Source organism: Tabrizicola sp. (genome assembly GCF_030373185.1).
Classification (GTDB): domain Bacteria; phylum Pseudomonadota; class Alphaproteobacteria; order Rhodobacterales; family Rhodobacteraceae; genus Tabrizicola.
In genome coordinates this window covers 64,671-87,290 of record NZ_JAUCZH010000006.1, presented here as the reverse complement: position 1 = coordinate 87,290, position 22,620 = coordinate 64,671, and the positions used below count along the sequence as shown (strand labels likewise).

Annotated in this window: 21 protein-coding genes; 2 read left to right on the top strand and 19 right to left on the bottom strand. The window is 63.2% G+C overall.

Annotated elements, in window-relative coordinates:
* Positions 1 to 74: 74 nt before the first annotated feature.
* From QUV21_RS12750 to QUV21_RS12730, 5 genes are all read right to left on the bottom strand, one after another.
* Positions 75 to 800, bottom strand: a complete 726-nt coding sequence (locus QUV21_RS12750; protein ID WP_300855421.1) for a GNAT family protein — start codon at positions 798 to 800, stop codon at positions 75 to 77.
* A gap of 63 nt (positions 801 to 863) precedes the next feature.
* On the bottom strand, positions 864 to 1,331 hold the full coding sequence (locus QUV21_RS12745; RefSeq protein ID WP_300855419.1) for a DUF1993 family protein: 468 nt from the start codon (positions 1,329 to 1,331) through the stop codon (positions 864 to 866).
* Positions 1,331 to 3,127, bottom strand: coding sequence for an aspartate--tRNA ligase (aspS, locus tag QUV21_RS12740; protein WP_300855417.1), 1,797 nt, complete (start codon positions 3,125 to 3,127; stop codon positions 1,331 to 1,333). The genes QUV21_RS12745 and aspS overlap by 1 nt, the downstream gene beginning before the upstream one ends.
* 150 nt (positions 3,128 to 3,277) lie before the next feature.
* Positions 3,278 to 3,904 (bottom strand): aminotransferase class IV family protein, encoded by a 627-nt coding sequence (locus QUV21_RS12735; protein ID WP_300855415.1) that lies wholly within the window; start codon positions 3,902 to 3,904, stop codon positions 3,278 to 3,280.
* On the bottom strand, positions 3,847 to 4,986 hold the full coding sequence (locus QUV21_RS12730; RefSeq protein ID WP_300855413.1) for an aminodeoxychorismate synthase component I: 1,140 nt from the start codon (positions 4,984 to 4,986) through the stop codon (positions 3,847 to 3,849). The genes QUV21_RS12735 and QUV21_RS12730 overlap by 58 nt, the downstream gene beginning before the upstream one ends.
* 223 nt (positions 4,987 to 5,209) lie before the next feature.
* Between QUV21_RS12730 and carB the strand changes: the two genes are divergently transcribed.
* Positions 5,210 to 8,554 (top strand): carbamoyl-phosphate synthase large subunit, encoded by a 3,345-nt coding sequence (gene carB, locus QUV21_RS12725; RefSeq protein ID WP_300855411.1) that lies wholly within the window; start codon positions 5,210 to 5,212, stop codon positions 8,552 to 8,554.
* Between the two features lie 450 nt (positions 8,555 to 9,004).
* On the opposite strand, the gene QUV21_RS12720 is transcribed toward carB, so the two are convergent.
* The 11 genes from QUV21_RS12720 to QUV21_RS12670 form a co-directional block, all read right to left on the bottom strand.
* Positions 9,005 to 10,366, bottom strand: coding sequence for an FAD-binding oxidoreductase (locus QUV21_RS12720; protein WP_300855409.1), 1,362 nt, complete (start codon positions 10,364 to 10,366; stop codon positions 9,005 to 9,007).
* Positions 10,367 to 10,379: 13 nt separating this feature from the next.
* Complete coding sequence (locus QUV21_RS12715) at positions 10,380 to 11,522, bottom strand: amidohydrolase family protein (RefSeq protein ID WP_300855407.1); 1,143 nt, start codon at positions 11,520 to 11,522, stop codon at positions 10,380 to 10,382.
* The gene (locus QUV21_RS12710) at positions 11,519 to 12,331 is read right to left on the bottom strand and encodes a creatininase family protein (RefSeq protein WP_300855406.1); all 813 of its coding nucleotides are present in this window, start codon (positions 12,329 to 12,331) and stop codon (positions 11,519 to 11,521) included. Before QUV21_RS12710 ends, QUV21_RS12715 begins: the two co-directional genes overlap by 4 nt.
* A gap of 111 nt (positions 12,332 to 12,442) precedes the next feature.
* Positions 12,443 to 14,200, bottom strand: a complete 1,758-nt coding sequence (gene sulP / locus QUV21_RS12705) for a SulP family inorganic anion transporter (protein WP_300855404.1) — start codon at positions 14,198 to 14,200, stop codon at positions 12,443 to 12,445.
* A gap of 104 nt (positions 14,201 to 14,304) precedes the next feature.
* Entirely contained in the window at positions 14,305 to 15,189 is an 885-nt protein-coding gene (locus QUV21_RS12700; protein WP_300855402.1) for an MBL fold metallo-hydrolase, read from the bottom strand.
* Between the two features lie 10 nt (positions 15,190 to 15,199).
* A complete protein-coding gene (locus QUV21_RS12695; protein WP_300855400.1) occupies positions 15,200 to 15,652 on the bottom strand; it encodes a DUF6691 family protein in 453 nt (150 codons plus the stop codon).
* Between the two features lies 1 nt (position 15,653).
* A complete protein-coding gene (locus QUV21_RS12690) occupies positions 15,654 to 16,085 on the bottom strand; it encodes a YeeE/YedE thiosulfate transporter family protein (RefSeq protein WP_300855398.1) in 432 nt (143 codons plus the stop codon).
* 7 nt (positions 16,086 to 16,092) lie between these two features.
* Positions 16,093 to 16,296 (bottom strand): DUF2892 domain-containing protein, encoded by a 204-nt coding sequence (locus QUV21_RS12685; RefSeq protein ID WP_300855396.1) that lies wholly within the window; start codon positions 16,294 to 16,296, stop codon positions 16,093 to 16,095.
* Positions 16,297 to 16,362: 66 nt separating this feature from the next.
* Entirely contained in the window at positions 16,363 to 17,019 is a 657-nt protein-coding gene (locus tag QUV21_RS12680) for a Crp/Fnr family transcriptional regulator (RefSeq protein ID WP_300855394.1), read from the bottom strand.
* Between the two features lie 161 nt (positions 17,020 to 17,180).
* Positions 17,181 to 17,939, bottom strand: a complete 759-nt coding sequence (locus QUV21_RS12675) for a polysaccharide deacetylase family protein (RefSeq protein WP_300855392.1) — start codon at positions 17,937 to 17,939, stop codon at positions 17,181 to 17,183.
* A gap of 92 nt (positions 17,940 to 18,031) precedes the next feature.
* On the bottom strand, positions 18,032 to 18,976 hold the full coding sequence (locus QUV21_RS12670; RefSeq protein ID WP_300855390.1) for a glycosyltransferase: 945 nt from the start codon (positions 18,974 to 18,976) through the stop codon (positions 18,032 to 18,034).
* A gap of 217 nt (positions 18,977 to 19,193) precedes the next feature.
* Between QUV21_RS12670 and QUV21_RS12665 the strand changes: the two genes are divergently transcribed.
* The gene (locus QUV21_RS12665; protein WP_300855388.1) at positions 19,194 to 19,475 is read left to right on the top strand and encodes a hypothetical protein; all 282 of its coding nucleotides are present in this window, start codon (positions 19,194 to 19,196) and stop codon (positions 19,473 to 19,475) included.
* A 46-nt stretch (positions 19,476 to 19,521) separates the two neighbouring features.
* On the opposite strand, the gene QUV21_RS12660 is transcribed toward QUV21_RS12665, so the two are convergent.
* The 3 genes from QUV21_RS12660 to QUV21_RS12650 are packed head-to-tail and all read right to left on the bottom strand — an operon-like array spanning position 19,522 to position 22,612.
* Positions 19,522 to 20,574: a phosphoribosyltransferase family protein gene (locus QUV21_RS12660; RefSeq protein ID WP_300855386.1), complete on the bottom strand. Its 1,053-nt coding sequence runs from the start codon at positions 20,572 to 20,574 to the stop codon at positions 19,522 to 19,524.
* A 30-nt stretch (positions 20,575 to 20,604) separates the two neighbouring features.
* Positions 20,605 to 21,864 (bottom strand): O-antigen ligase family protein, encoded by a 1,260-nt coding sequence (locus QUV21_RS12655; RefSeq protein ID WP_300855384.1) that lies wholly within the window; start codon positions 21,862 to 21,864, stop codon positions 20,605 to 20,607.
* Position 21,865: 1 nt separating this feature from the next.
* Entirely contained in the window at positions 21,866 to 22,612 is a 747-nt protein-coding gene (locus QUV21_RS12650; protein ID WP_300855382.1) for a family 16 glycosylhydrolase, read from the bottom strand.
* Positions 22,613 to 22,620: the final 8 nt, after the last annotated feature.

Below are 22,620 nucleotides of genomic sequence, written 5' to 3'. Positions count from 1 at the left end.
GGTTCCGGCCGGTTGCACCGGTGCTTCAGGCTAGCGGCAGCGGCCGGCAATGACCACGGGCAATTTCTGCTCCGTCACGCGATGGCCTCTCGCAGCATGGGGTCATCCACGGCACGCACCAGCCGCGTCAGATCGGAAAGCCGTTCGCGTTGCCGCCCCGCAGGATCAAAGTTCCCCGGCGACAGCCAGACGGCATAGGCCTCTTGCAGGGCCGGCCATTCACGGTCGATCACCGAAAACCACGCCGAGTCGCGATTGCGGCCCTTGACCACCAGATGATTGCGGAAGATGCCCTCAAAGCTGAACCCCAGCCGCTGTGCCGCCCGGCGCGACGGCAGATTGAGCGCGTTGCACTTCCATTCATAGCGCCGGTATCCGGCATCGAAGGCCCAGCGCATCATCAGGAACATCGCCTCGGACGCGGCAATCCCGCGCTGCATGGCGGGCGAGATGCAGATATGCCCCACCTCGATCGACCCCGCGTCGGGCGCGATCCGCAGATAGCTGGCTATCCCGCCGCACTTGCCGCTGGCCATGTCCCGCAGCACGAAAAAGCGCGGGTCTTGGCCCGTCTCCCGTTCGCGCGCCCAGCGGTGATAGGCCGAAGCCGAGGCGAAGGGGCCATAGGGCATGTAGTCCCAAAGCGCGTCATGGCCCTGAAAGGCTGCATGCAGGTCAAAGGCATGGGCCTCGGCCTCCAGCGGCTCCAGCCGGACATGCCGGCCCATCATGGCCTTCTGATCGGGGCGCGGCGGGGGCGTCCAGTCGGGAACCGGGTCTCCAAGTCTGGCGTCGGTCATCGGCCTTTCCCTCTTGCCCAATGCGGTGAAGCTAGGCTGCCTTGGGTGCCGCCCGCAAGCCCGTCAGAAATGGAAGTCTTCGGGATAGCTGTGGAAACCGTCAAAATCCGCCTTGCCAAGAACTACCCCAGCCGCACGAAGAGCGGCGTAACCCATTGTCAGATGGAAGAAAAAGTTCGGCAGGCCGTAAAGGAACAGGAAATCCATCCCGGTCTGCTCCAGTTCGGCAAAGCCCGCGCGGTGGCGGATGATCCGGCTTTCCGCCCCGTCGAAATCTGCTGGGGCCATTGCCCCCAGCATCGCCCGGGCCACGGCAAGCCGGGGGCCAAGCGCCTGGGGCAGGTCCGGCACCTCGCGGCCCGCAAGCGGGCAGGTGATGCGCAAGGCAAAACCCGCCGCCGTGGCAAACTGCTGGCCCGCCGGAAAAGTATCGGCCAGCTGCGCGGTCAAGGCCTCCGGCCCCGCCTTCTCCACCATCCCGGACACGCGTCCGAGGTAGTGGCGAAAGACGGGGACCGAGGCGTGATACATCAGGCGTCCTTCGGCACGACGCGCAACCGCAATTCGCGCAGTTGTTCGTTCGTGGGATCGGACGGCGCATTCATCAGCATGTCCTCGGCGCGCTGGTTCATCGGGAACATGATGACCTCGCGGATGTTCGGCTCATCTGCCAGAAGCATCACGATCCGGTCGATCCCCGCCGCACAGCCTCCGTGGGGCGGCGCGCCATACTTGAACGCCTTCACCATCCCGCCAAAGCGCTTGTCGACCTCGGAGTTCGGATAGCCGGCCAATTCGAAGGCCTTGTACATGATCTCCGGCTTGTGGTTCCGGATGCCGCCCGAGATCAGCTCATACCCGTTGCAGGCCAGGTCATACTGGTAGGCATAGACGTTGAGCGGGTCACCGTTCAACGCCTCAAGGCCCCCCTGCGGCATCGAGAAGGGGTTGTGGCTGAAGTCGATCTTCCCGTCGTCGGTTTTTTCGTACATCGGGAAATCGACGATCCAGGCGAACTTGAAGCAGTCCTTCTCGGTCAGCCCCAATTCCTCGCCGATCACGTTGCGCGCCCGCCCCGCGATGGCCTCGAACGTCTCGGGCTTGCCGCCAAGGAAGAAGGCTGCATCGCCCTTTTCAAGGCCAAGCTGCACCCGGATCGCCTCGGTCCGCTCCGGCCCGATGTTCTTGGCCAACGGGCCTGCGGCTTCCATGCCCGACCCATCCTCGGCCTCGCGCCAGAAGATATAGCCCATCCCCGGTAGCCCCTGCTGTTGCGCAAAAGCATTCATCCGGTCACAGAACTTGCGCCCCACGGGTTCGCCCGACGGACCTTTGGGCGCGGGAATGGCGCGGACCTCGTTGCCGTCCTGCTCCAGCAGTTTGGCGAAGATTGCGAAGCCACTGCCCCGGAAATGATCAGACACGTCCTGCATCCGGATCGGGTTGCGCAGGTCGGGCTTGTCAGAGCCGTACCATTTCAGCGCATCACGATAGGCGATGCGGGTCCAGTCGGAATAGACCTTCTTGCCCGGCGCGAATTCCTCGAAAATCCCCTGCACCACCGGCTGGACGGCAGCAAAGACATTGTCCTGCTCGACGAAACTCATTTCGATATCAAGCTGGTAGAAGTCTGTGGGCGACCGGTCGGCACGCGGGTCTTCATCGCGGAAACAGGGGGCAATCTGGAAATAGCGGTCGAACCCCGCCACCATGATCAGCTGCTTGAACTGCTGCGGCGCCTGCGGCAGGGCATAGAACTTGCCGGGGTGCAGTCGCGACGGCACCAGAAAATCCCGCGCGCCTTCGGGGCTGGAGGCGGTGATGATCGGCGTCTGGAACTCGGTGAAACCCTGATCCCACATGCGCTGGCGCATCGACCGCACCACGTTTGACCGCAGCATCATGTTACGGTGCAATTTCTCGCGGCGCAGGTCGAGGAAGCGGTAGGTCAGGCGGGTTTCCTCGGGATAATCCACCTCGCCGAACACGGGCATCGGCAATTCATCCGCCGCGCCCAGCACCGTCAGGCCGGTGGCATAAACCTCGATCGCGCCGGTCGGGAGCTTGGGGTTCACAAGGCTTGCATCCCGCGCCTTCACCCGGCCATCGATCCGCACCACCCATTCGGCGCGCACCTTCTCGATCTCGGCAAAGGCGGCGCTGTCGCCATCGGCAATCACCTGCGTGATCCCGTAATGGTCGCGCAGGTCAATGAACAGCACGCCGCCATGGTCGCGCACCCGGTGGACCCAGCCCGACAGCCGCACCTCCTGGCCCACATGGGCTGTGTTCAGGTCTGCGCAAGTATGGCTGCGGTAGGCGTGCATTTCAGTTCCCCTTCCGAGGGCTTTTCAGATGATCGCGCCGATACACCTTGCCCCGGCCCCCAAGTCAAGCCCGCCCCACATTCATCTGTCTCTAAATATCCCCGCCGGAGGCTTCCGCGGCCGGCAGGGGAAGCCTCCGGCGGGGATATTTCAAAGACAGATGAAATCCGCCGGGATCAGCCCCCGCAGCGCATTGCCGACCCATAGCCGCATTCTGGGCAGGTCTTCGGCCAGCAGCACCTCCTCGGGGCAACCCATCTCGGCCCGCAACACCCCCGGCAAGAGACCCGAGGCAAGGGGCGGCGTCCGCATCCCCTGCCCCCGGTCGAAGAAAACGGTGGTGATGCTGCCATCGCAGACCTCGCCGCGCTCGTTGAGGAAGACCACCTCGTCAAGGCCTTCCGGCAGCGTGGCGCGCGCCCGGTCATATGCCTCGCGCCGGGTGGATTTGACGCGCAGCCACGGGTCGCAGGAGGACAGACGCGCCTCGGCCAACCCGACGCGCCACACCGGCTTGACCGGGGGCAGCGGCGCCACCTCCCAAGCCACCGCGCCAGCGCCGTCCAGTGTCAGGCGCAATCTTGCCGGATGGTCCGGGGTCGGGGGGGCAACTTTGGGGCAGGTCCAGCCAAGAAGGGCCGCGCTTTGCCGCAGCCGCGCCAGATGCAGCGACCAACGCGGCGCGGCGCGGCCATCCCAGAGCAGAGTCTCGATCAGCTTCAGGCCCGGCTCACGGCCGCATTCACGAAGCGCGCTTTCCACAACGCCTCCTCCCATTCCCCAGCGGCGGTAGAACCATGCGTCAGGCCTCCGCCCACGTTCATCACGATATCCGCGCCCGTGACTGAAAGCGTGCGGATCGCCACGTTGAAATCTGCGGTTCCGTCGGGGGCCATCCAGCCCACCGCGCCGCAATAGACCCCGCGCGCCATCGGTTCCACCGCGCGGATGATTTCCATCGCGCGAATTTTCGGCGCGCCGGTGACGGACCCGCAGGGAAAGAGTGCTGCCATCAGGGCGGGCAGGCTTGGCGCTTGGTCCAGCACACCTTCAACGGTTGAGGTCATCTGGTGGACGGTCGAATATTTCTCCATCGCGAACAGGGCTGGCACCTTCACGCTGCCAACCTTCGCGATTCGGCTGATGTCATTGCGCAGCAGGTCCACGATCATCAGGTTTTCCGCCCTGTCCTTGACCGATGCCTGTAACCCGGCCGCAATCGCCACATCCCGCTCCGGGTCCGGGTCGCGCGGGGCGGTGCCTTTCATCGGGCGGGCCACGATCCTGCCGCCAGCTTCCAGCCGGAAGAACAGTTCGGGCGAGCGCGATACCACCACCGGCCCGGTGCCGAAATCGACAAAGGCCCCATGCCCGACAACGCCGGTCCGCCGAAAGGCCCCATAAAGGCCCAGAGCAGTGCCGCTGGCCAGCCGCGCGGACATTGGAAAGGTCAGGTTCACCTGATAGCAGTCACCAGCTGCGATCCAGTCGAAGACCTTCCTTGCCGCGTTGCCATAGGCCCTGCGACCGACCAGAGGTTCGGGCGCGGTCATCGTGGTCGCGCGCGCTTCTCTGGCCGCTTGTGCAAGGATTGGCCCAGCGGGGAGCGGCCCGTCAAAGACGCCCAGCGCCAGAAGCGGCCCCGGCCGTTTGCGCGGCATCAGATGCCCCAGTTTCGGTTCCAGCGCATAGCCCGCCTCATAGGCGATGTAGCCGGCAATCCAGGCCCCCTTCCCCCGAGCTGCTTCGGCCCTTTCAAGGGCGGGGCGCAAGTCGCCGGGCCGCCACGCGGCAATCACCGCGCGGGGTGCGGCGAACAGCGCCGGTTCGCCGGCCGGACCATGTTCCAGAAGGATCACCGCAAGCCCCCGTTGCCCCTGTGGCCCAGATAGGCCGATCCCGCCGACCACGCCAGTGCATTTCCGGCCCTGCCATCGCCCGCTTGCGACACGCGCCCGCTGCACTCGCGCCAGATCGCCGCGCCAGATTTTCGCGCCTCGAAACCCCGGCGGTTTGGCCCTTGCGCCCCCCCGGCTTCTGACTATAACCCGCACAATTTTGCGCGATAGATGGGGACCGACCATGCCGAAGCGGACAGATATCCACTCGATCATGATCATCGGCGCGGGGCCTATCGTCATCGGTCAGGCCTGCGAGTTTGACTATTCCGGCGCCCAGGCCTGCAAGGCTTTGCGTGAGGAAGGCTACCGCGTCATCCTGGTGAACTCCAACCCAGCGACGATCATGACTGATCCAGGCCTTGCGGATGCAACCTACATCGAGCCGATCACCCCCGAAGTTGTCGCCAAGATCATCGAAAAAGAACGCCCTGACGCGATCCTGCCCACGATGGGCGGGCAGACCGGCCTGAACACCGCGCTGGCGCTGGCTGACCTTGGTGTGTTGGATAAGTTCAAGGTTGAACTGATCGGGGCCAAGCGTGAAGCCATCGAAATGGCAGAAGATCGCAAGTTGTTCCGCGAAGCGATGGATCGGATCGGTCTGGAAAACCCCAAGGCCACCATCATCGCCGCGCCGAAACTGCCCTCGGGGAAGTATGACATCGCCGCCGGCGTGGCCGAGGCGATTGCCGCCATTCAATATGTCGGCCTGCCCGCCATCATCCGCCCGGCCTTCACGCTTGGCGGCACCGGGGGCGGCGTTGCCTACAATCGCGATGACTATGAGGCCATCGTCAAGAGCGGCCTTGAGGCTTCGCCCGTGGCGCAGGTGCTGGTGGACGAGTCCCTCCTCGGCTGGAAGGAATACGAGATGGAGGTGGTGCGCGACAAAGCGGATAACGCCATCATTGTCTGCTCGATTGAAAACGTCGACCCAATGGGAGTGCATACCGGCGACAGCATTACCGTCGCCCCGGCGCTCACCCTGACCGACAAGGAATACCAGATCATGCGCAACGGCAGCATCGCCGTCCTGCGCGAGATCGGGGTCGAAACCGGCGGCTCCAACGTGCAATGGGCGATCAACCCGGCAGATGGCCGCATGGTGGTGATCGAGATGAACCCCCGCGTGTCGCGGTCATCCGCGTTGGCGTCCAAGGCCACCGGTTTCCCGATTGCGAAAATCGCCGCGAAACTGGCCGTCGGCTATACGCTGGACGAGTTGGACAACGACATCACCAAGGTCACGCCCGCTTCGTTTGAGCCGTCCATTGACTATGTGGTAACGAAGATCCCGCGGTTCGCCTTCGAGAAATTCCCGGGGTCGGAACCGAACCTGACCACCGCGATGAAATCGGTGGGCGAGGCGATGGCCATTGGCCGCACCATCCACGAATCTCTACAGAAGGCGCTCGCCAGCCTTGAAACCGGTCTCACCGGGTTTGACGAGATTGCCATCCCCGGGGTCGCAAGTTCGGGTGCGGCGGACAAGGCGGCTGTCTCCAAGGCCCTCAGCCAGGCTACGCCAGACCGCCTGCGTGTCATCGCCCAAGCCATGCGGCACGGGCTGACCAACGACGAGATCAACCAGATCACCGCCTTCGATCCGTGGTTTCTTGACCGCATCCGCGAGATCATCGACACCGAGGCCCGCATTCGCAAGGATGGCCTGCCGGTCAATGCTGATGAGCTTCGCGCGCTGAAGATCATGGGCTTTACCGACGCCCGCCTTGCCAAACTCACCGGACGCGACGAAGCCCAGGTCCGCCGCGCCCGCCAGCGTCTTGGAGTCACCGCCGTTTTCAAGCGCATCGACACCTGCGCGGCAGAGTTCGAGGCCCAGACCCCCTACATGTATTCCACCTACGAGATGCCCGCGATGGGCGACGTGGAATGTGAATCCCGCCCCTCTGCGGCGAAGAAGGTCGTCATCCTTGGCGGAGGCCCCAACCGGATCGGCCAGGGGATCGAGTTCGACTATTGCTGCTGTCACGCCTGTTATGCGCTGACTGCGGCGGGCTTCGAGACCATCATGGTCAACTGCAACCCTGAGACCGTCTCCACCGACTATGACACTTCCGATCGCCTCTACTTCGAACCGCTGACCTTGGAACACGTCCTTGAAATCCTGCGGGTGGAACAGGAAAACGGCACGCTGCACGGCGTCATCGTGCAGTTTGGCGGCCAGACGCCGCTGAAACTCGCCAACGCGCTCCACGACGAAGGCATCCCGATCCTTGGCACCACACCCGACGCAATCGACCTTGCCGAAGACCGTGAGCGGTTTCAGGGCCTTCTGCACAAGCTTGGCCTGAAGCAGCCGGTGAACGGCACCGCCCGCAGCCGGGATGAGGCTTTCAAGGTCGCAGAAGATGTCGGCTATCCGCTGGTCATCCGTCCCTCCTTCGTCCTGGGCGGCCGCGCGATGGAGATCATCCGCGACGACGCCCAGCTTGAACGCTACATTCGCACCGCCGTGCAGGTGTCGGGTGACAGTCCGGTCCTGCTTGACAGCTACCTCTCTGGTGCGATCGAGGTTGACGTCGATGCACTCAGCGACGGAAAGAACGTGCATGTCGCTGGAATCATGGAACATATCGAAGAGGCCGGCGTTCACTCCGGCGATTCGGCTTGTTGCCTGCCGCCCCATTCGCTTTCCCCCGGGACCATCGAGGAACTGAAACGCCAGACTGTCCAGATGGCTGTCGCCCTCAACGTCGTGGGCCTGATGAACGTGCAATTCGCGATCAAGGACGGGGTGATCTTCGTGCTGGAGGTCAACCCCCGCGCCAGCCGCACCGTTCCCTTCGTCGCCAAGGCCACGGACTCTGCCATCGCCAGCATCGCCGCCCGCCTGATGGCCGGCGAACCCCTGTCCAACTTCCCGATGCGCGCGCCCTACCCCGCCGGTGTTGGCCCGGATACCGACCTGCCGTTGGCTGACCCCCATACCCTTGCCGATCCGATCACCCCATGGTTCAGCGTCAAGGAGGCGGTGCTGCCCTTCGCCCGCTTCCCCGGCGTCGACCCGGTGCTTGGCCCGGAAATGCGCTCCACCGGCGAAGTCATGGGCTGGGACCGCACCTTTGCGCTGGCCTTCCTGAAAGCGCAGATGGGAGCCGGCACGATCCTGCCAGAAACCGGCCGGGTGTTCCTGTCGGTCAAGGACATGGACAAGACCGAGGCGCTGGCCGCCGCCGCCCGTGACCTTGTGGCGATGGGCTTCGTGATCGTCGCCACCAAAGGCACCGCCGCCTGGCTTGCCGCGCAGAGTGTGCAGGCCGAAGCGGTGGCAAAGGTCTATGAGGGCCGCCCGAACATCGTCGATCGGCTGAAGAACAACGATATCGCGCTGGTGATGAACACGACCGAGGGGACGCAAGCAGTAAGCGACAGCCGCGACATCCGCCGTGTGGCCCTGATGGACAAGATCCCGTATTTCACCACGGCGGCGGCAAGTATCGCCGCAGTTGCGGCGATGAAGGCCCGGGGCGAGGGGTATGGGGTGCGGACGTTGCAGGGGTAAGCCAGGGCGCGTCCCCAGTCATTCCGCAATCCTCATTCCATATTCTTTCCAGCGACATAAAGCTGCCCAACAACCGACGTGGTTGCCGACAATTCAGAGTTGTGTAACCTGAATGGAAGAGAGCCAAATTGAAACTGCCAATTGTGTTGCTGCCCATATTTCTGCTGGGCTGCGTCGAGCCGATGGTTTCGGACTTCAACGGATCCAGCGTGAAAGTTGTCGAAGACTTCGGAGGTAGAAAGCCCACACCCGCAACGGTCGCAGAAGCACAGCGCATTTGCGGCAAGGTCGGAAAAACCTCGGAATACGCATCGACACGCGGTCTTCCGAATTATCAGACAGAATACCTTTTCCTCTGCCTGTAATCAAAACTGCATCGGCGGTGCGCAGGTACTATGCACCGTCGGTCAGGCGCGAATCCACAGTCTGTTGCCTTCCGTACGAAGCCCTCTACCGCGCCATCTCTTCCGTCCAGCCCCGCGTCTTGCCGGGGTTCATCAGCCCATGCGGGTCAGCCTCCATCTTGAAGTCGATCTGGGCGGTGTCGATCGCCTTCATCCCCCCATCCTCGATCGTGATCGCGTGGGGGTCGTAGATCGCACAGCCCTCGGCCTCGAGTTCGGCGATGATCTGATACATCCGGTCTCTTGACGTCCAGCGCACGATCGGCAGGGCGAAGAAATGCACCTGACCGCCCATGCGGGCGGTTTCGTGGTGCCAGTAGATTTCCTCGCCATAGCGGTCAAGCTGGCGCTGGCAGAAGGCCGGGTCGAGGGGGGGCGCGTAGGCGACTTGCAGGTAGGTCCAGACACCGGGTTCCACCTTCAGCGCCTGTAGCGTGGTGTGGTTCCAGCCACATTCCCAGACCGGGGGCAGGTTAGCCGCGTCCATCTCGGCGTCGGTCTTCACCAGCACCACCTTGCCACCGTGGGCTTCGGTCAGCGCCTGAAATGCCGCAAGGCTGCCGGGGGCGACCATGGCAAAGATGGCGTCCTTGTCGGGGGGGGAGATGCCGTCGAACTTCTTGTAAAACCGGGAAAAACGGCGTTCACAGATGGTGACGAGAAAGCTTTCGATGCCGGCCTCCTCGGCCTCGACCGCCACTTTCAGCGCGGTGTCATAGCCGTCAAACAGTGCCACGACCTGCCGATAATCAACCGTAGGGGTCAGGCCGTAATCCAGCGCGGTGATGATGCCGTTGGTGCCGTAGGCGTGCTGGACCTTGAGGATATCCTGCCCGTGAAGCTCGATCACGCGGGGTGTCTCCTCAACCGTCACAAGGCGGATGTAGGTGATGTTCGTGCCGTCGCGCAGCATGCCGTTCTTCAGCGACCCGATCCCGCCGGACCCGCCCGACACGAACCCCGCCATCGTTGCCAGCCGCTTGGTGGAGGGAAACATCGACAGCATCTGCCCGGTTTCGGCCACGGCTTGTTCAACACGTTCGATCCGCGCGCCAGCTTCGCAGACCACGCGGCCGGGGGTGATTTCCAGCACGCGGTCCAGCTTGGTCATCTCCATCACCACGCCGCCTTCCATTGGGACGCATTGGCCGTAGTTGCCGGTGCCACCGCCGCGCAGGGTCAGGGGGATGCGCAGGCGGGCGCAGGCAGAGGCGACGGAGATCACCTCGGCCTCGCTGCGGGGTTGCACGACGATCTGGCCGGACATGGCATCAAGCTGTTCCTTCAGGATCGGCGAATACCAGTAGTAGTCGCGCGATTTGGCGAGGACGTATTTCGGATCATCATTGACCGGAACCTCACCGATCATGGCGCGGAAGGCGGTGAGTGTTTCCATCGAAACGGTCATCTGATCACCTGTTTCAGGGTTGGGGTACGCCGCCACGGATCACCATGCGCGGCACGCCGGGTCGGGCAAGCGCGGCAAGGACATCGGGCGCGGGCAGGACAAGGAAATCGGCCACCTCTCCCACCGCGACGGGCCGGTCGGCAAGACCAAGCGCACGGGCGGGGGTGGTGGTGATCGCGTCCACCCAACTGCCGGGGGCAAGGTGGGCGGAAAGGGCGGCAAGGCGGAGCGATTCCAGCGGGTCATGGACCCCCATCGGGTAGAAGGGATCGCGCACATTGTCGGTGCCGAACAGGACCGGGACGCCCGCCGCCCGCAGTTCCTGCGCCGGGGCAAGGCCGCGCAGCCGGGGGGTGCGGCCGGGGGCCATGTCTTGCAGGTAAAGGTTTGTCGTCGGCATCACCGTCAGCGCCACTCCGGCCCGGGCCATCGCGTCGATGGCGCGAGCGGCGTCGGGACGGATGGAAAGCGAGCAGGCGTGACCGCACAGCACCCGGTCACCCATGCCGCGGCGGGTGGCTTCCGCGATGATCAGGTCAAGGCCGGTGGCTTCAACCTCCAGCCCCTCATCGACGTGGAAATCGAGCATCAAGCCATGTTTTTCGGCAAGGTCGAAGACAAAGGGGATCCGGTTGGCAAGGTCCGGGTGGCGGTAGATGAACGCCCCCAGCACCTGCCCATCGCGCGCCACGCGGGCCGCGATGGCGGGGCCAAGGTCAGGGTCTCCCACCACGTCGATGGCCGACAGAGAGGCGCGGATCAGCGGCATGCGGGATGCCCAGTCCTGCGCCACCACTGATGCCACGTCCCATGCCAGCGGTGCGGCCGGGCCGTCCCAGTCGATATGGCTTCGAATGGCGCGGCAGCCTGCCTGCCAGGCTTCCTGCATTCCCGCCTCGATCCGCGACCGAAGGTCTTCCGCTGTCCAGTTCGCCTTGTCGCGCGCCATCGCGTCGATAGCGCCGAAAAGGCCGGGCGCCTCGGGGCGGCATCGGGAAATGGTGCCAGCCTTGTCAAGGTGGACATGGGGTTCCACGGGCAGGGGCAAGATGGTCCGTGAGGCCGGGCCGGGGCTTGGGTCGATGGCGGCGATCTTGCCGCCGGACAGGGTCATGCGGACCGGCTGGCCGTCAAGGTTGACATCTTCAAGGATCATCGCGCGTCGGGGTCCGGCTGGTGGTCAAGGTGATCAAGGGTCATCCGGTCCACCTCTTCCAACAGGGTCACGATCTGCTGGGCGGCGTGTTCGATGACCTGTCGGCCCTTGTCCACGGTGGCAAGGGAGGCATTGCCACAGGCACCGGCGGGGTGCATGTCCTGCGCCGCCCAAGCAAGCTTTCCCGCGGGCGTCAGGCCAAGGAGGCGGTTGTGCTGGGCCAGATCGGCGACCAGCGGGCGGAAATGGCGGGCATGGTCCATCTGCACCAGATCAGGGTGCAAAGCGCGCATGACAGAGGTTTCCATGTCGCCCGCATGGATACCGAAGCGTTCCTCGTCTGGCGTGAACAGACCCGGCGGCATCCCCATGGCAAACCAGTTCGCGCCCACGACCAGCATCTTGTGACGCAGCCGCAGATCGCGCGCGACGATGTCCATCGGGGCAATCTGGCCGCCGTGGGAGTTGAGGATCACCAGCTTGCGCACCCCCGCACGGGCGACGCTGTCGCCAATGTCGGACCACATCGCCATCAAGGTCGCGGCGGAAAAGGTCAGCGTGCCGGGATAGGCGCTGTGTTCATCGGATTTGCCGACAGGCAGGGTTGGCAGGATCAGCGCGGGCAGATCGGCCGGGATCAGCGGCACGGTCGCGGCGATGATCCCGTCAAGGATCGCCTGATCAACCGACAAGGGCAGGTGCGGCCCGTGCTGTTCCACCGCGCCAACCGGCAGAACGGCGATCAGCCGGTCGCGCGGCAGGGCTGCGAAATCTAGCGCGGTATACTGCGCCCAGAAGCGGTGCTGCATCGGCTTTCCCCCAAGTTCAGCCGAAGGTTGGCGCGGGCGGGGGGGAAGTCAAACGCTTTGGCCGGAAAACCGACGTCAGGATGGATGGCCTGCCGGTTTTGCGGGCAATCGTCAGGCATCCGTCCCCGCACCAGCCCCATTGCCACGCTCGGCACCATCGGCTTTGGCAAGGGCGTGGAAGGCATCATACTGTGACTTGAATACCTTGCCGCTGAGATGTTGCAGGAAGTGGGTCTGCTGCAAGCGGTCCATCACCGGGCCTTTCACCTCGGACAGGTGCAGGCGGATGTTGCGCGCGGCCAGTTCGTTGTGCAGCGCCTCCAGCGTTTCCAGCGCCGAATAGTCGATGGAGTTGACGGCCGAACACATCAGGATCACCTCTCGCAGGTCGGGGGACCGGGAGATGCGGTCAAGGATCATCGTCTCAAGGAAACGGGCGTTGGCGAAGTAAAGGCTTTCATCGATCCGCAGTGTCAGGACATGGGGATAGGTCTGCACCGCATGGCGGTGGATATTGCGGAAGTGTTCGGACCCCGGAACAAGACCAACTTCGGCCACATGCGGCTGGGCGGTGTTGAGAAGGTGGAGAAGGACCGAAAGTGCCACACCAACAGAAACCCCGGTCTCGATCCCAAGGCCAAGGGTGACAAGGATCGTGACAGCAACGGCGGCGAAGTCGCGGCGTGAATAGGCCCATGTGCGGCGCAGGATGCCAAGGTCCACAAGGCCAAGGACGGCGACGATGATGGTGGCGGCAAGCGTGGCTTGCGGCAGAAAATACAGAAGCGGCGTCAGTGCGATGGCGGCAAAGGCAAGGCCCACGGCGGTAAAGGCCCCTGCTGCCGGGGTTTCAGCCCCTGCGTCGGCGTTGACGACTGACCGCGCAAAACCCCCGGTGACCGGCAGACCGCCGGTAAAGGCTGCACCCATATTGGCGGCGCCAAGGCCCAACAGTTCCTGATCCGGGTCGATCCGCTGGCGCTTGCGCGCGGCAAGGGTCTGGGCAACCGACACGCTTTCGACAAAACCGATGATCGAGATCAGCGCAGCCGGGATCAAAAGCGCGGACACCAGCGACAAGGACAGGTCCGGCACGGTGAAGGGCGGCAGGCCTTGCGGCACTTCGCCCACGATACGCACGCCCTTGTCGGCCAGCCCCAGCCCCCAGACCAGCGCGGTGGTGGCGGCGACGGCAAAGACCGGGCCGGCCTTGGTCAGAATGTCGGCGGCGCGCTTGGGGGTGCCAAGCGCCAGAAGCGTAGGCTTCATGCCCTTGCGCACCCAGAACAGAAAGACCACGGCCCCTGCCCCGATGGCCAGCGTGGCAAGATTGGTGTCCGCGACATGCAACCAAAGCCCATGCAGGATTTCCGGCAAGGTTTCCCCCCCGCCCTGCACGCCCATGATGTGACGCACCTGCCCCGCAGCGATCAGGATGCCAGAGGCAGTGATGAACCCGGCAATCACCGGATGGCTGAGGAAATTTGCAAGAAACCCCAGCTTCAGCACCCCCATGGCAAACAGCATGCCACCAGACAAAAGCGCCAGCGTCAGTGCCGCCATCGCATAGCCCGCCGTTCCCGCCTCGGCCACCTGCCCCACGGCGGCGGCGGTCATCAGGGACACCACGGCCACCGGACCCACGGCCAGCACGCGGCTGGTGCCGAAGATCGCGTAAAGCACGATCGGCAGGATCGAGGCATAGATCCCCGCCTCGGGTGGCAAGCCCGCCAGAAGCGCATAGGCCAGGGACTGCGGCACCAACATGATGGTGACGATCAGCGCGGCCATCAGGTCGGCGCCAAGGGTGGCACGATTGTAGCGGCGGCCCCAGTCAAGCACCGGAAGCCGCTTCAGAAGCGGGGACATGGTCAAGCCTTGTATTCTACAGGATGCCTTTCGCTTCCTTGCGGTCAGTCATCGCTGACAGAACGTTGCGACAAGCGACCGCAAGAAAGCGTCAAGCCGTGGACTCAAAGACCGTTGACCGGCACCTTGAGGAAACGTTTGCCGGACTCGTCAGGTTCGGGAAGCGAGCCTGCGCGCATGTTTACCTGCAACGACGGGATGATGAGTTTCGGCATGTCGAGTTGCGCGTCGCGTTCGGTGCGGAACTTGATGAACTCGTCACGGGTCTTGCCGCTACCCACATGGATGTTGTGGGCTTTTTCTTCAGCCACAGTGGTTTCCCATTTGATGTCGCGGCCGTTCGGGCCGTAGTCGTGGCACATGAACAGGCGCATTTCGTCGGGCAGCGCCAGCACCTTCTGGATGCTGTCATAAAGCTGCCCGGCCTCCCCGCCCGGGAAATCGGCCCGGGCTGACCCGCCATCGGGCATGAACAGCGTATCGCCCACGAAGGCCGCGTCGCCCATCACATGGGTCATGCAGGCGGGCGTATGGCCGGGGGTGTGCATTGCCACACAGTCCATCGTGCCGACGGTATAGGTGTCACCGTCATCAAACAGCCGGTCGAACTGAGAACCGTCGCGCTGAAACTCGGTGCCTTCATTGAAGATCTTGCCGAAGGTGTCCTGCACAACGGTGATGTTGCGCCCGATCCCGATCTTGCCGCCCAACTCGCGCTGGATATAGGGCGCAGCGGACAGATGGTCGGCGTGGACATGGGTTTCGATCAGCCATTCCAGCTTCAGCCCATGCTCTTTCACATAGGTGATCATCGCATCGGCGTGGTCATAAGTGATCCGCCCGGCGGCATAGTCGATGTCCATCACGCTGTCGACGATGGCGCAGGCGTCAGAACCCGGATCCTTCACCACATAGCTGATGGTGTTGGTGGCGGGGTCGAAGAAGCCCTTCACTTCGGGCTTGATGGACAAGTTGGTCTTGATGGTCATGACAACCTCCTCAAGTGGCAGGTTTCGGGCGGGGAGGCAGGCTTCGGGCCTGGACCACACGCGCGATCAGCAGGCCGCCGATCAAGGCGGCCACGAACAGGAACGGCTCGATCCGGCCGGTGCCAAGCGCGGGCAGCGCACCGCCCGGGCAGAACCCGGCAATCCCCCAGCCGATGCCGAAGACGCCAGAGCCAAGCACAAGGCGGCGGTCGATCACCCGCGTATCGGGAAGCTGGAACCGGTTCTCCAGCACCGGGGCCGGGCGGCCAAAGACCAGCCGGTAGCCCGGAATGGTCACGGCAAGCGCGCCGCCCATCACGAAGGCAAGGCTTGGATCCCAGGTTCCATCCCAGATCTGGGCAAGATCGAAGAAGTTTAGCACCTTGGCGGGGTTCATCATGCCAGAGATGGCAATTCCGACGCCAAAGATCAGGCCGATGACAAGTGCAGACAGAATGCGCATCTCAGGCCCCCAACAGATGACGGGTGACAAATACGGTGGCAAAGGACGTGATCATGAAGCTGATCGTCGCCACGATGGACCGGCGCGAAAAGCGGGCATTGCCGCAAACACCATGCCCCGACGTGCAGCCGCCGCCGTAGCTGACGCCCACGCCCACAATCAGCCCGCCAAGAACCACCGCCAGATTGGAGATCGGAACCTCCATCGCGGGTGCGGTGCCGGTGGCCCACAGCAGGGCCAGTGGTCCCATCGCCATGCCGACCAGAAGCGCCGCCTTCAGGCGCCAGTCGGCCATGTCGTTCAAACGCATAAGCCCACCCAGGATGCCCGTAGCCCCCAGGATGCGCCCATGAAATGCCATCAACAGCACTGCGGCAATGCCGATCAGCGCGCCTCCCCCCAGCGATTGCAGGGGTGTGAATTCAGTTATCATTCCGTCCTCAGGTCTTGCAGGTCTTGATTCCAAAGATGCTGTAGGCCGGGCAATTGCCCATCGCCGCCGTGGCCAACATCACTACACCGACAGCCGCCGCCACCCAGAAAGTCCAGCCGGCGAACCAGCCCAGAAGGAAGGCCCCGGCAAGCAGCACCACGCCCACAAGCGCACGCAGGCCCCGGTCGATCGTTCCCATATTCTTGGTCATGTCGTTCTCCTTTCGAGAATCATCGCTGTCGCGACCTTGCCACAAGTGGCGCGGGTTCCTCGGTGACTAGGTCACAGAGCGCGCCAGACGCTCCAATCCGCCCCGATCAAGGATGCGGATCACGCCGCGCGCCTGTTCAACCCATCCCCGGCGCTGGAATTCACCCAGCGTGCGCGAGATCACCTCTCGCGCGGTGCCAAGTTCCACCGCCAGAACCTGATGCGTCGCCTGCACCACACCATCCTGTGCCAGATCCAACAAACGGGCCGCCAGTCTTACATCGACCCGCTGGAATACGATATCATCAATCAGGCTGAAAAGATCCGCAATCCGGCGTGAATAGGCGCGGAAAATGAAGCTGCGGAAGATATCGGACCGGCCAGCCAGTTCGTCAAACAACTTGCGCGGGATCACGACCGCCTCGACCTCGGTCTCGGTCAGGCCCTCGGCGGAATAGTCTTCGTCGGCCAGCATGCAGGCGGTTGTCAGCACGCAGCTTTCGCCCGCGTTCACCCGGTAGAGAAACACCTCGCGCCCGGTTTCGGACCGTTGCTGCACCCGCACCGTGCCGGACAGCAGCAAAAGCAGGTTGTCGGCATGCTGCCCCGGCTCGAACACCCGCGCCCCGGCGGGCAATTGCACGACCTTGCTGCCAGCGACAAGCCTTTGCGCCACCTCGGCAGGCAAGGACTTCAGCCCCGCAAAACGGTCGATCCAATCCATATCCGCACCCCCGGACCGCCAGCAACCTCGGCACGCCCATCATGACGGTTTGTCGCCCCGCCTGCCAGCCCCGGCGATGCCGCAGCGCAGGCACACCCGGCGGCGGCGCTGCCTTTGGGGCAATTCCGCAGTTGCCAGCCCTTACGATCCTTGCTGCTGGCTTAGCTGCGGGAGGATGTCAGCCGATCCATCACCTCGGCGACCGGCAATATCTCCAGGCCTGCGGCCATCGCGCGCTCGATCACCGCTTCCAGGCGGGACGGGGGGCAGCTGAAGGCATGGCCCGTGTTGTCCACCCCATGTGCCAGCAGGATCGCCCAAGCTCCGTCGCGCGCGGCAGCCGCTATGCCTGCACCGATATCTGTCTCGGCGGCAAAGATGTTGTCGATCGGCAAGATGCGGAGCTGTCCTGCATCCGCGCCGTTGCTGTTCAGCCCGGGCATCACGCTGCGCGAAGCCAGAAAGCGCCGGTTGCACAGCCATTTTGCGGCAACAGAAATCTCGCCGTAGGGATAGGCAAAGCTGCGCGCCATGAAGTCCTGACCGACGGCCTGCTTCAGGAAGGCATCGTTCAGCGCGATTTCCCTGCGCATCTGGTTCGGGCTCAGGGTCAGTGTGCTGACATGGTGAAAAAGGTGCGACCCGATCTCGTGTCCGGCGGCGATGATGTCGGCGATATCGTCTTGTCGATACTGCTCTCGGTTCTCGAAGACCTTTCCGCAAAGATCGCCGCTCAGATAGTAGGAGGCCCGAAGTCCGTGCCGGCTCAGGATGGGTCCGCCTTCTGTCCAGGCCGACAGGGGGATATCATCGAAGCTGAGGCTCAGAAAACCGCGCCCGGGCGGCACCGGAACCCGGCGAAATGCCATCCGTGTGGCGGCCGCAAAGGACAGACGGCCGGCAAGGGAAGACCTACGCATTGCAGCACCCATGGTCAGACCGGCCGGGAACACCGGCAGCCCCCTGAAGGGTCGCGCAAGGTTGCCCCGGCCGTCCGGCCCGGAGCCTTGGCTCAGGATCGGTAGAGTTCAAGGATCTTCCCCCCAAGCAGTTGCGAACACACGCCGGCATGCAGCGATGCCCGCATTAGCGCCCGGGTCCGGCGGGCTGGCCAAGGCACCGAAAGACCGGCCCACCCGGTCAGCACTGTCACCTTGGCCGCGGCCTTCGCGAACAGGATTGCCCGCCCGAGGCCTTGGTCGGGGGCATTGATCCGACCATGCGTCTGCCCGGCCCGGAAGTTCCGGCGCAGAAGAAACGAAAGCCGTTCCCGCTCTGGCGGCACGTCCTCATGGGCGATGGCTGCGGGCGCATAGCCGATGGCACCGCCGCTGCGCACCAGACCACGAAAATAGGCATCGTCCTCGCCACCTGTCCGCCCATAGGCAAGGTCAAAACGGCGGTCGCGCAAGTGCGGGCTGTTCAGGCGCAGGATGACATTGCCAGTGTAGCCGGTAAGGATCCGGCCGTCAGGCTGAACGACCGGCACGACATCATGAAAGTTCGCATTGCGCATCCAGCCGGGTGCATCCGGCCCATAGTTGGCGATCACCGGCCCCAGCACCGCATCCGCACCCGAGGTGGTGATCTGCTCCAGAAGCGCCCTTGCCCAGTCGGGAGAAGCCACTTCATCATCATCGATCATGGCAAGGAAATCAGCGCCAAGTTCCACTGCCTTTTCCAGCAGCGCATTTCGCGCGATCGAGATGTTGCGCGCAGGCGCATGCACATAATGCAACGGCATCGTATGGGCATCCCGGGCCGTTTCCGCCAGCGGCAAGGCCGACGGCTGATCATCGTTGTCGGCAATGATTGTGCAGCAGTTGCCCTGAAGAGCGAGCGTCTGCGCGGCGAGGCTATTCAGCGTACGGGCGAGTATCGGCCGCCGGAAGGTGCAGGCCCCGAATGCTACCAGCGGCACCCCGGATGTCGAGCCATGAATGACCGTATCACGCATGACCACCCCCCCGGGATCTGGCTTCATGGGGCAGGCCCAGCCGGCCAATATCTGCCTGCCGAGCAAGATGATAAGCGCATTTCGGCTCATTTGCGCCATAATTGCAGGGCAAATTCAAGGAAAGACTTGCCCACCCGTTAACCGGATGGTCAGGTTCTTGACTGAAACTGATCCTGGTGACGGACCCGGGATGGCCGGACAAGATCGAGAGTGGGCAATGAAGCTGACTTCCTTTGTTACTGGAATGCTTGGATCGGCAGGCCTGTGCGGCGTGGCTACCCTGGCGATTGGCGGGACCTGGATGCAGGCGCTGGTGATGGGTGTCGTTACCCTTGTGGTTGCACAGGTTCTCTACATCGCGTTGCTGCTGGTTCTGGCGCGGACGCCGGGTGAAGGGCAGCGGACCACCTGGCCGGAAGCCGGCGCTCAGGCCCTTCTTGTCAGCCAACCCGATCTTGGCAAAAGCGCGGTGAAGCGGTCCTCTGGCCGGGAAGGCTGACCAGCGCCCCCCAAACCCTGCAGAGGCCATGTCGAACCTTGAAGGGTCAGACATGGCGTTGCGCCTCAGATCTATCGGGGGATTGCAGCGGTGATTGTGAGGGTTGCTTGTCACAGTTCGCAGCCGGGTCAACGAAGCGGGCATTCTTGCGCTGTTGCCCGAAATTTTCGATCATCCTGCGCACAAAGCGGATATAGGCACCCGGCCCCTTCCTGGTGATCTTGCGCAGAACTGCCGCCGGGTTCGGCTTTACCATCGACCGGGTATCCATGCACACGACATGCTTGCCAGACATCCTTGCGATGACCTCTGCCTCCCAGGCGTTGCTTTCGATGAACAACCCGGCCTCCGCTGTCCGATAGAAAGCCCCCTTGAAGCTTCCGCCACCGCCGCTCGCCTTGCGTTCGGCATTTGAACTGGCCGGATGCATCACAAGGTGGTCATAGCTGACATTGTGGCGCTGCAACCATGCCTCGGTCGCGGCTCGGTGGCGTTCAAGCCGACCGGTTACCAGCCAGCCAACGCGCGTGGTTGGCAGGAACAGCGGTTCAACGGTTTCCAGGAATCGTGCATATTTGCTGCCTTCGTCGTCTTCTTCTTCCGTGCAGTCGCGGCAGAGGACGCCGTCGATATCTACACACCATGTTCCGATGGCACCGTGATGCATGACGTTCCAGGCAAAGAAATGCCGAAGCGTTGGCACCTTCCGGCTATAATAGTCCACCAAGGGCGCGCCCACCGGCGTTGCGTAGACCACCGCAAAGGAAATCCGGTGCGGCAAGGCACGCCGGCCCAATTCCGTGCGGATTTCCCGCAATTGCGCGCCGGTTCCCACGCTGTCGTCAACGATCAGCACGTTCAATGGGGCATCGTCGGCATCACTGGTCCGGCTGCGGACCTTGCGATGACCCGAGGCCATGAAACGCCCCTCGTAAAGGCCTTGCAGGTCGGTGATCGGCAAGTTGAGGTGCAGCGCAATCATGCTGGCCGGCACCAGACCACTGCGTGGGATGGCCACGATCAAATCCAGATCCCGCGGCAAGCGTGGCAAGAGCCGGACTACATCTGCCTCCATGTCGCCAAAACTGTTGAATTCCAAGGCACGCCTCCTGTTATGCGTGATGAAAACTCAGACGCGCCGCCGCGCGCCACCATGCCGCTGAAGCTGCGGCAGTTCGCGGGATGCCCGCAGCCCGTAAACCAGAGATGCCAGCACCATAAGCGTCAATGCATTGAATTCGAAAAAGACCGGCACCTCGACCATGGACAGAACCAGCACGAAGGCAACAGCCATGAAGCAGAACAGCGCCGGCGCCCCACCGGCGTGCATCACCCAACGCGTGCAAAGCAGGAATGCCGGCAACAACAGCATCAGGTGCAGGAACACGCCGATCAGGCCGATGTCCACCGCGTTGGACAGATAGAGATTGTGGAAGTTGAAGCCGGATTTCGAGGCAATGTAGAAATCGGCCCAGAGTTGTTCGGCCAATGAGTTTCCTTCCACCCAGAAGGCCCGATAGCCGGTGCCAAGCAGCGGCGCATGGCCAATTTCGCCGATGGCGGCGGCCCACAGATCTGTCCGTCCTGTCAGTGACGGATCCTTGCCGGTCACCTCCACCACAAACTGAAGGATCGCATCGCCGAAATAAAGCGCCACCAGCAACATGGCCAACGCCGCGCCGCAAAACTTAAGCAGCCCGGCAGTCCTGCGGGCTGGCGGAAGCGAATGCGTACGAAGCATCACCAGTGCCGCAGCCAGCACGAAGACAGAAGCAATGACAGCACCCGCCGATTCAGCCATCATGATCTGCGGCAATCCCAGAAGCGCACCGAACAGCCCGGCAAGACGCCACAGAAGGGGCTGAATCCGATCGGCAAGCAGGGCGAAAGAACAAAGAACCAGCGCGACCATGGTGAATGCGTAGTAGTTCTTGCTTTCGAAGATGCCGATCCAGATCCCATCCTCCCGGACATTGCCGATCAGGAGGCTTGCCAGGCCAGCAACCAGAAGCGCCAGGAAGAGCACCCGCAAGAAGACAAGCGGCGACAGGCGGCTTGCCAGCGTCACCGCGATGACGAAGGTTATTACAAGCTGGGTGCCATGCCGAAGGGAAAGGTCGGGATGGTCGGACCACAGCATGCTCAGGGCGCACCACAAGGGCAGCAGGTACAGCCACCAGTAATCGCGCAACTCATCCCGGGACCGATCCGGCCGCCGAGCCAAGAGCACCAGCCCGGCGATCAGAAAGACCAGCACACCGTTCCGCCCCAGATAAGAGGCAAAGACCAGTGACGTCAGAATCAGCACGCTCAGCACCGTGTTCGGGCATACGGTAATGCCACCTGCCGCGCCGGCAAAGCCTTTCCGATGAAGGACCGCCCCGCTCAAGTCAGTTTCCCGCAAGCCTGCAAAGCACCGAGCCGTCAAACCGGCAGGCTTCGCCAAGACCTGTGAACGCGACCCAGTCGATTTCCATCTGCTTTGGCTGGTCAGGATGTACGAATGGACCCATCCAGTCGTTCAGGGTCTCGGTCCCCCAGATGCTCAGATAGATCTTTTGCGGCCGTTCCGGCAGGATCGCGTCCTCGACAGTGTGGATCAGCTCGCCATCGACATACCAGCTCAGCCGCCCGGGTTCCCAGACAAAGGAATAGGTGTGGAATTCCTCGTTGGCCGGACGCGGCATGGGGTGGACGGCCCCATGATGCGGCTTGCCGTCCACATATGTGTTGACTGTCACCTCTCGAGGATTGGCCGTGAGGATTTCGAAGTCGATCTCGTCGTGGCGTTCGTCGTGGACAGGTCCGATGTAGGTGAAGAAGGCCGCGTTGAGACCGCTGCCATCGTTGGTCTTGATCCGCGCCTCATAGGTGCCGTAGCCAAAGCGCTGTTGCGACTGGATTTCACCGCAGCGGTAAACATGCGTCGGTGTCGGATCCTCCAGAAAGCGTAGCGCAAGCTGTCCCGGCATGTGCTGTACGGCGGTGCTTGACCATTGGCAATTTTGATGGGCGCCATTGCTCCAGCCATCGGAGACGTACCACTTCTCCAGATCAAACTCGTTGAAATCATCAAGGAATGACTCCCCAAGCGGCTCGGCCTGCGTGCTGCCGGTTGCGCCCAGTGCAAGCAGCATGGCGCAAG

Bases quoted from the DNA above. Each gene is read 5' to 3' on its own strand.
- carB (WP_300855411.1), top strand. From the start codon at position 5,210: ATGCCGAAGCGGACAGATATCCACTCGATCATGATCATCGGCGCGGGG.
- QUV21_RS12665 (WP_300855388.1), top strand. From the start codon at position 19,194: ATGAAGCTGACTTCCTTTGTTACTGGAATGCTTGGATCGGCAGGCCTG.
- QUV21_RS12690 (WP_300855398.1), bottom strand. From the start codon at position 16,085: ATGATAACTGAATTCACACCCCTGCAATCGCTGGGGGGAGGCGCGCTG.
- QUV21_RS12715 (WP_300855407.1), bottom strand. From the start codon at position 11,522: ATGATCCTTGAAGATGTCAACCTTGACGGCCAGCCGGTCCGCATGACC.
- QUV21_RS12750 (WP_300855421.1), bottom strand. From the start codon at position 800: ATGACCGACGCCAGACTTGGAGACCCGGTTCCCGACTGGACGCCCCCG.
- QUV21_RS12745 (WP_300855419.1), bottom strand. From the start codon at position 1,331: ATGTATCACGCCTCGGTCCCCGTCTTTCGCCACTACCTCGGACGCGTG.
- QUV21_RS12680 (WP_300855394.1), bottom strand. From the start codon at position 17,019: ATGGATTGGATCGACCGTTTTGCGGGGCTGAAGTCCTTGCCTGCCGAG.
- QUV21_RS12650 (WP_300855382.1), bottom strand. From the start codon at position 22,612: ATGCTGCTTGCACTGGGCGCAACCGGCAGCACGCAGGCCGAGCCGCTT.
- QUV21_RS12685 (WP_300855396.1), bottom strand. From the start codon at position 16,296: ATGACCAAGAATATGGGAACGATCGACCGGGGCCTGCGTGCGCTTGTG.
- QUV21_RS12695 (WP_300855400.1), bottom strand. From the start codon at position 15,652: ATGCGCATTCTGTCTGCACTTGTCATCGGCCTGATCTTTGGCGTCGGA.
- QUV21_RS12720 (WP_300855409.1), bottom strand. From the start codon at position 10,366: ATGACCGTTTCGATGGAAACACTCACCGCCTTCCGCGCCATGATCGGT.
- QUV21_RS12670 (WP_300855390.1), bottom strand. From the start codon at position 18,976: ATGCGTGATACGGTCATTCATGGCTCGACATCCGGGGTGCCGCTGGTA.
- aspS (WP_300855417.1), bottom strand. From the start codon at position 3,127: ATGCACGCCTACCGCAGCCATACTTGCGCAGACCTGAACACAGCCCAT.
- QUV21_RS12710 (WP_300855406.1), bottom strand. From the start codon at position 12,331: ATGCAGCACCGCTTCTGGGCGCAGTATACCGCGCTAGATTTCGCAGCC.
- sulP (WP_300855404.1), bottom strand. From the start codon at position 14,200: ATGTCCCCGCTTCTGAAGCGGCTTCCGGTGCTTGACTGGGGCCGCCGC.
- QUV21_RS12700 (WP_300855402.1), bottom strand. From the start codon at position 15,189: ATGACCATCAAGACCAACTTGTCCATCAAGCCCGAAGTGAAGGGCTTC.
- QUV21_RS12675 (WP_300855392.1), bottom strand. From the start codon at position 17,939: ATGCGTAGGTCTTCCCTTGCCGGCCGTCTGTCCTTTGCGGCCGCCACA.
- QUV21_RS12735 (WP_300855415.1), bottom strand. From the start codon at position 3,904: ATGGGAGGAGGCGTTGTGGAAAGCGCGCTTCGTGAATGCGGCCGTGAG.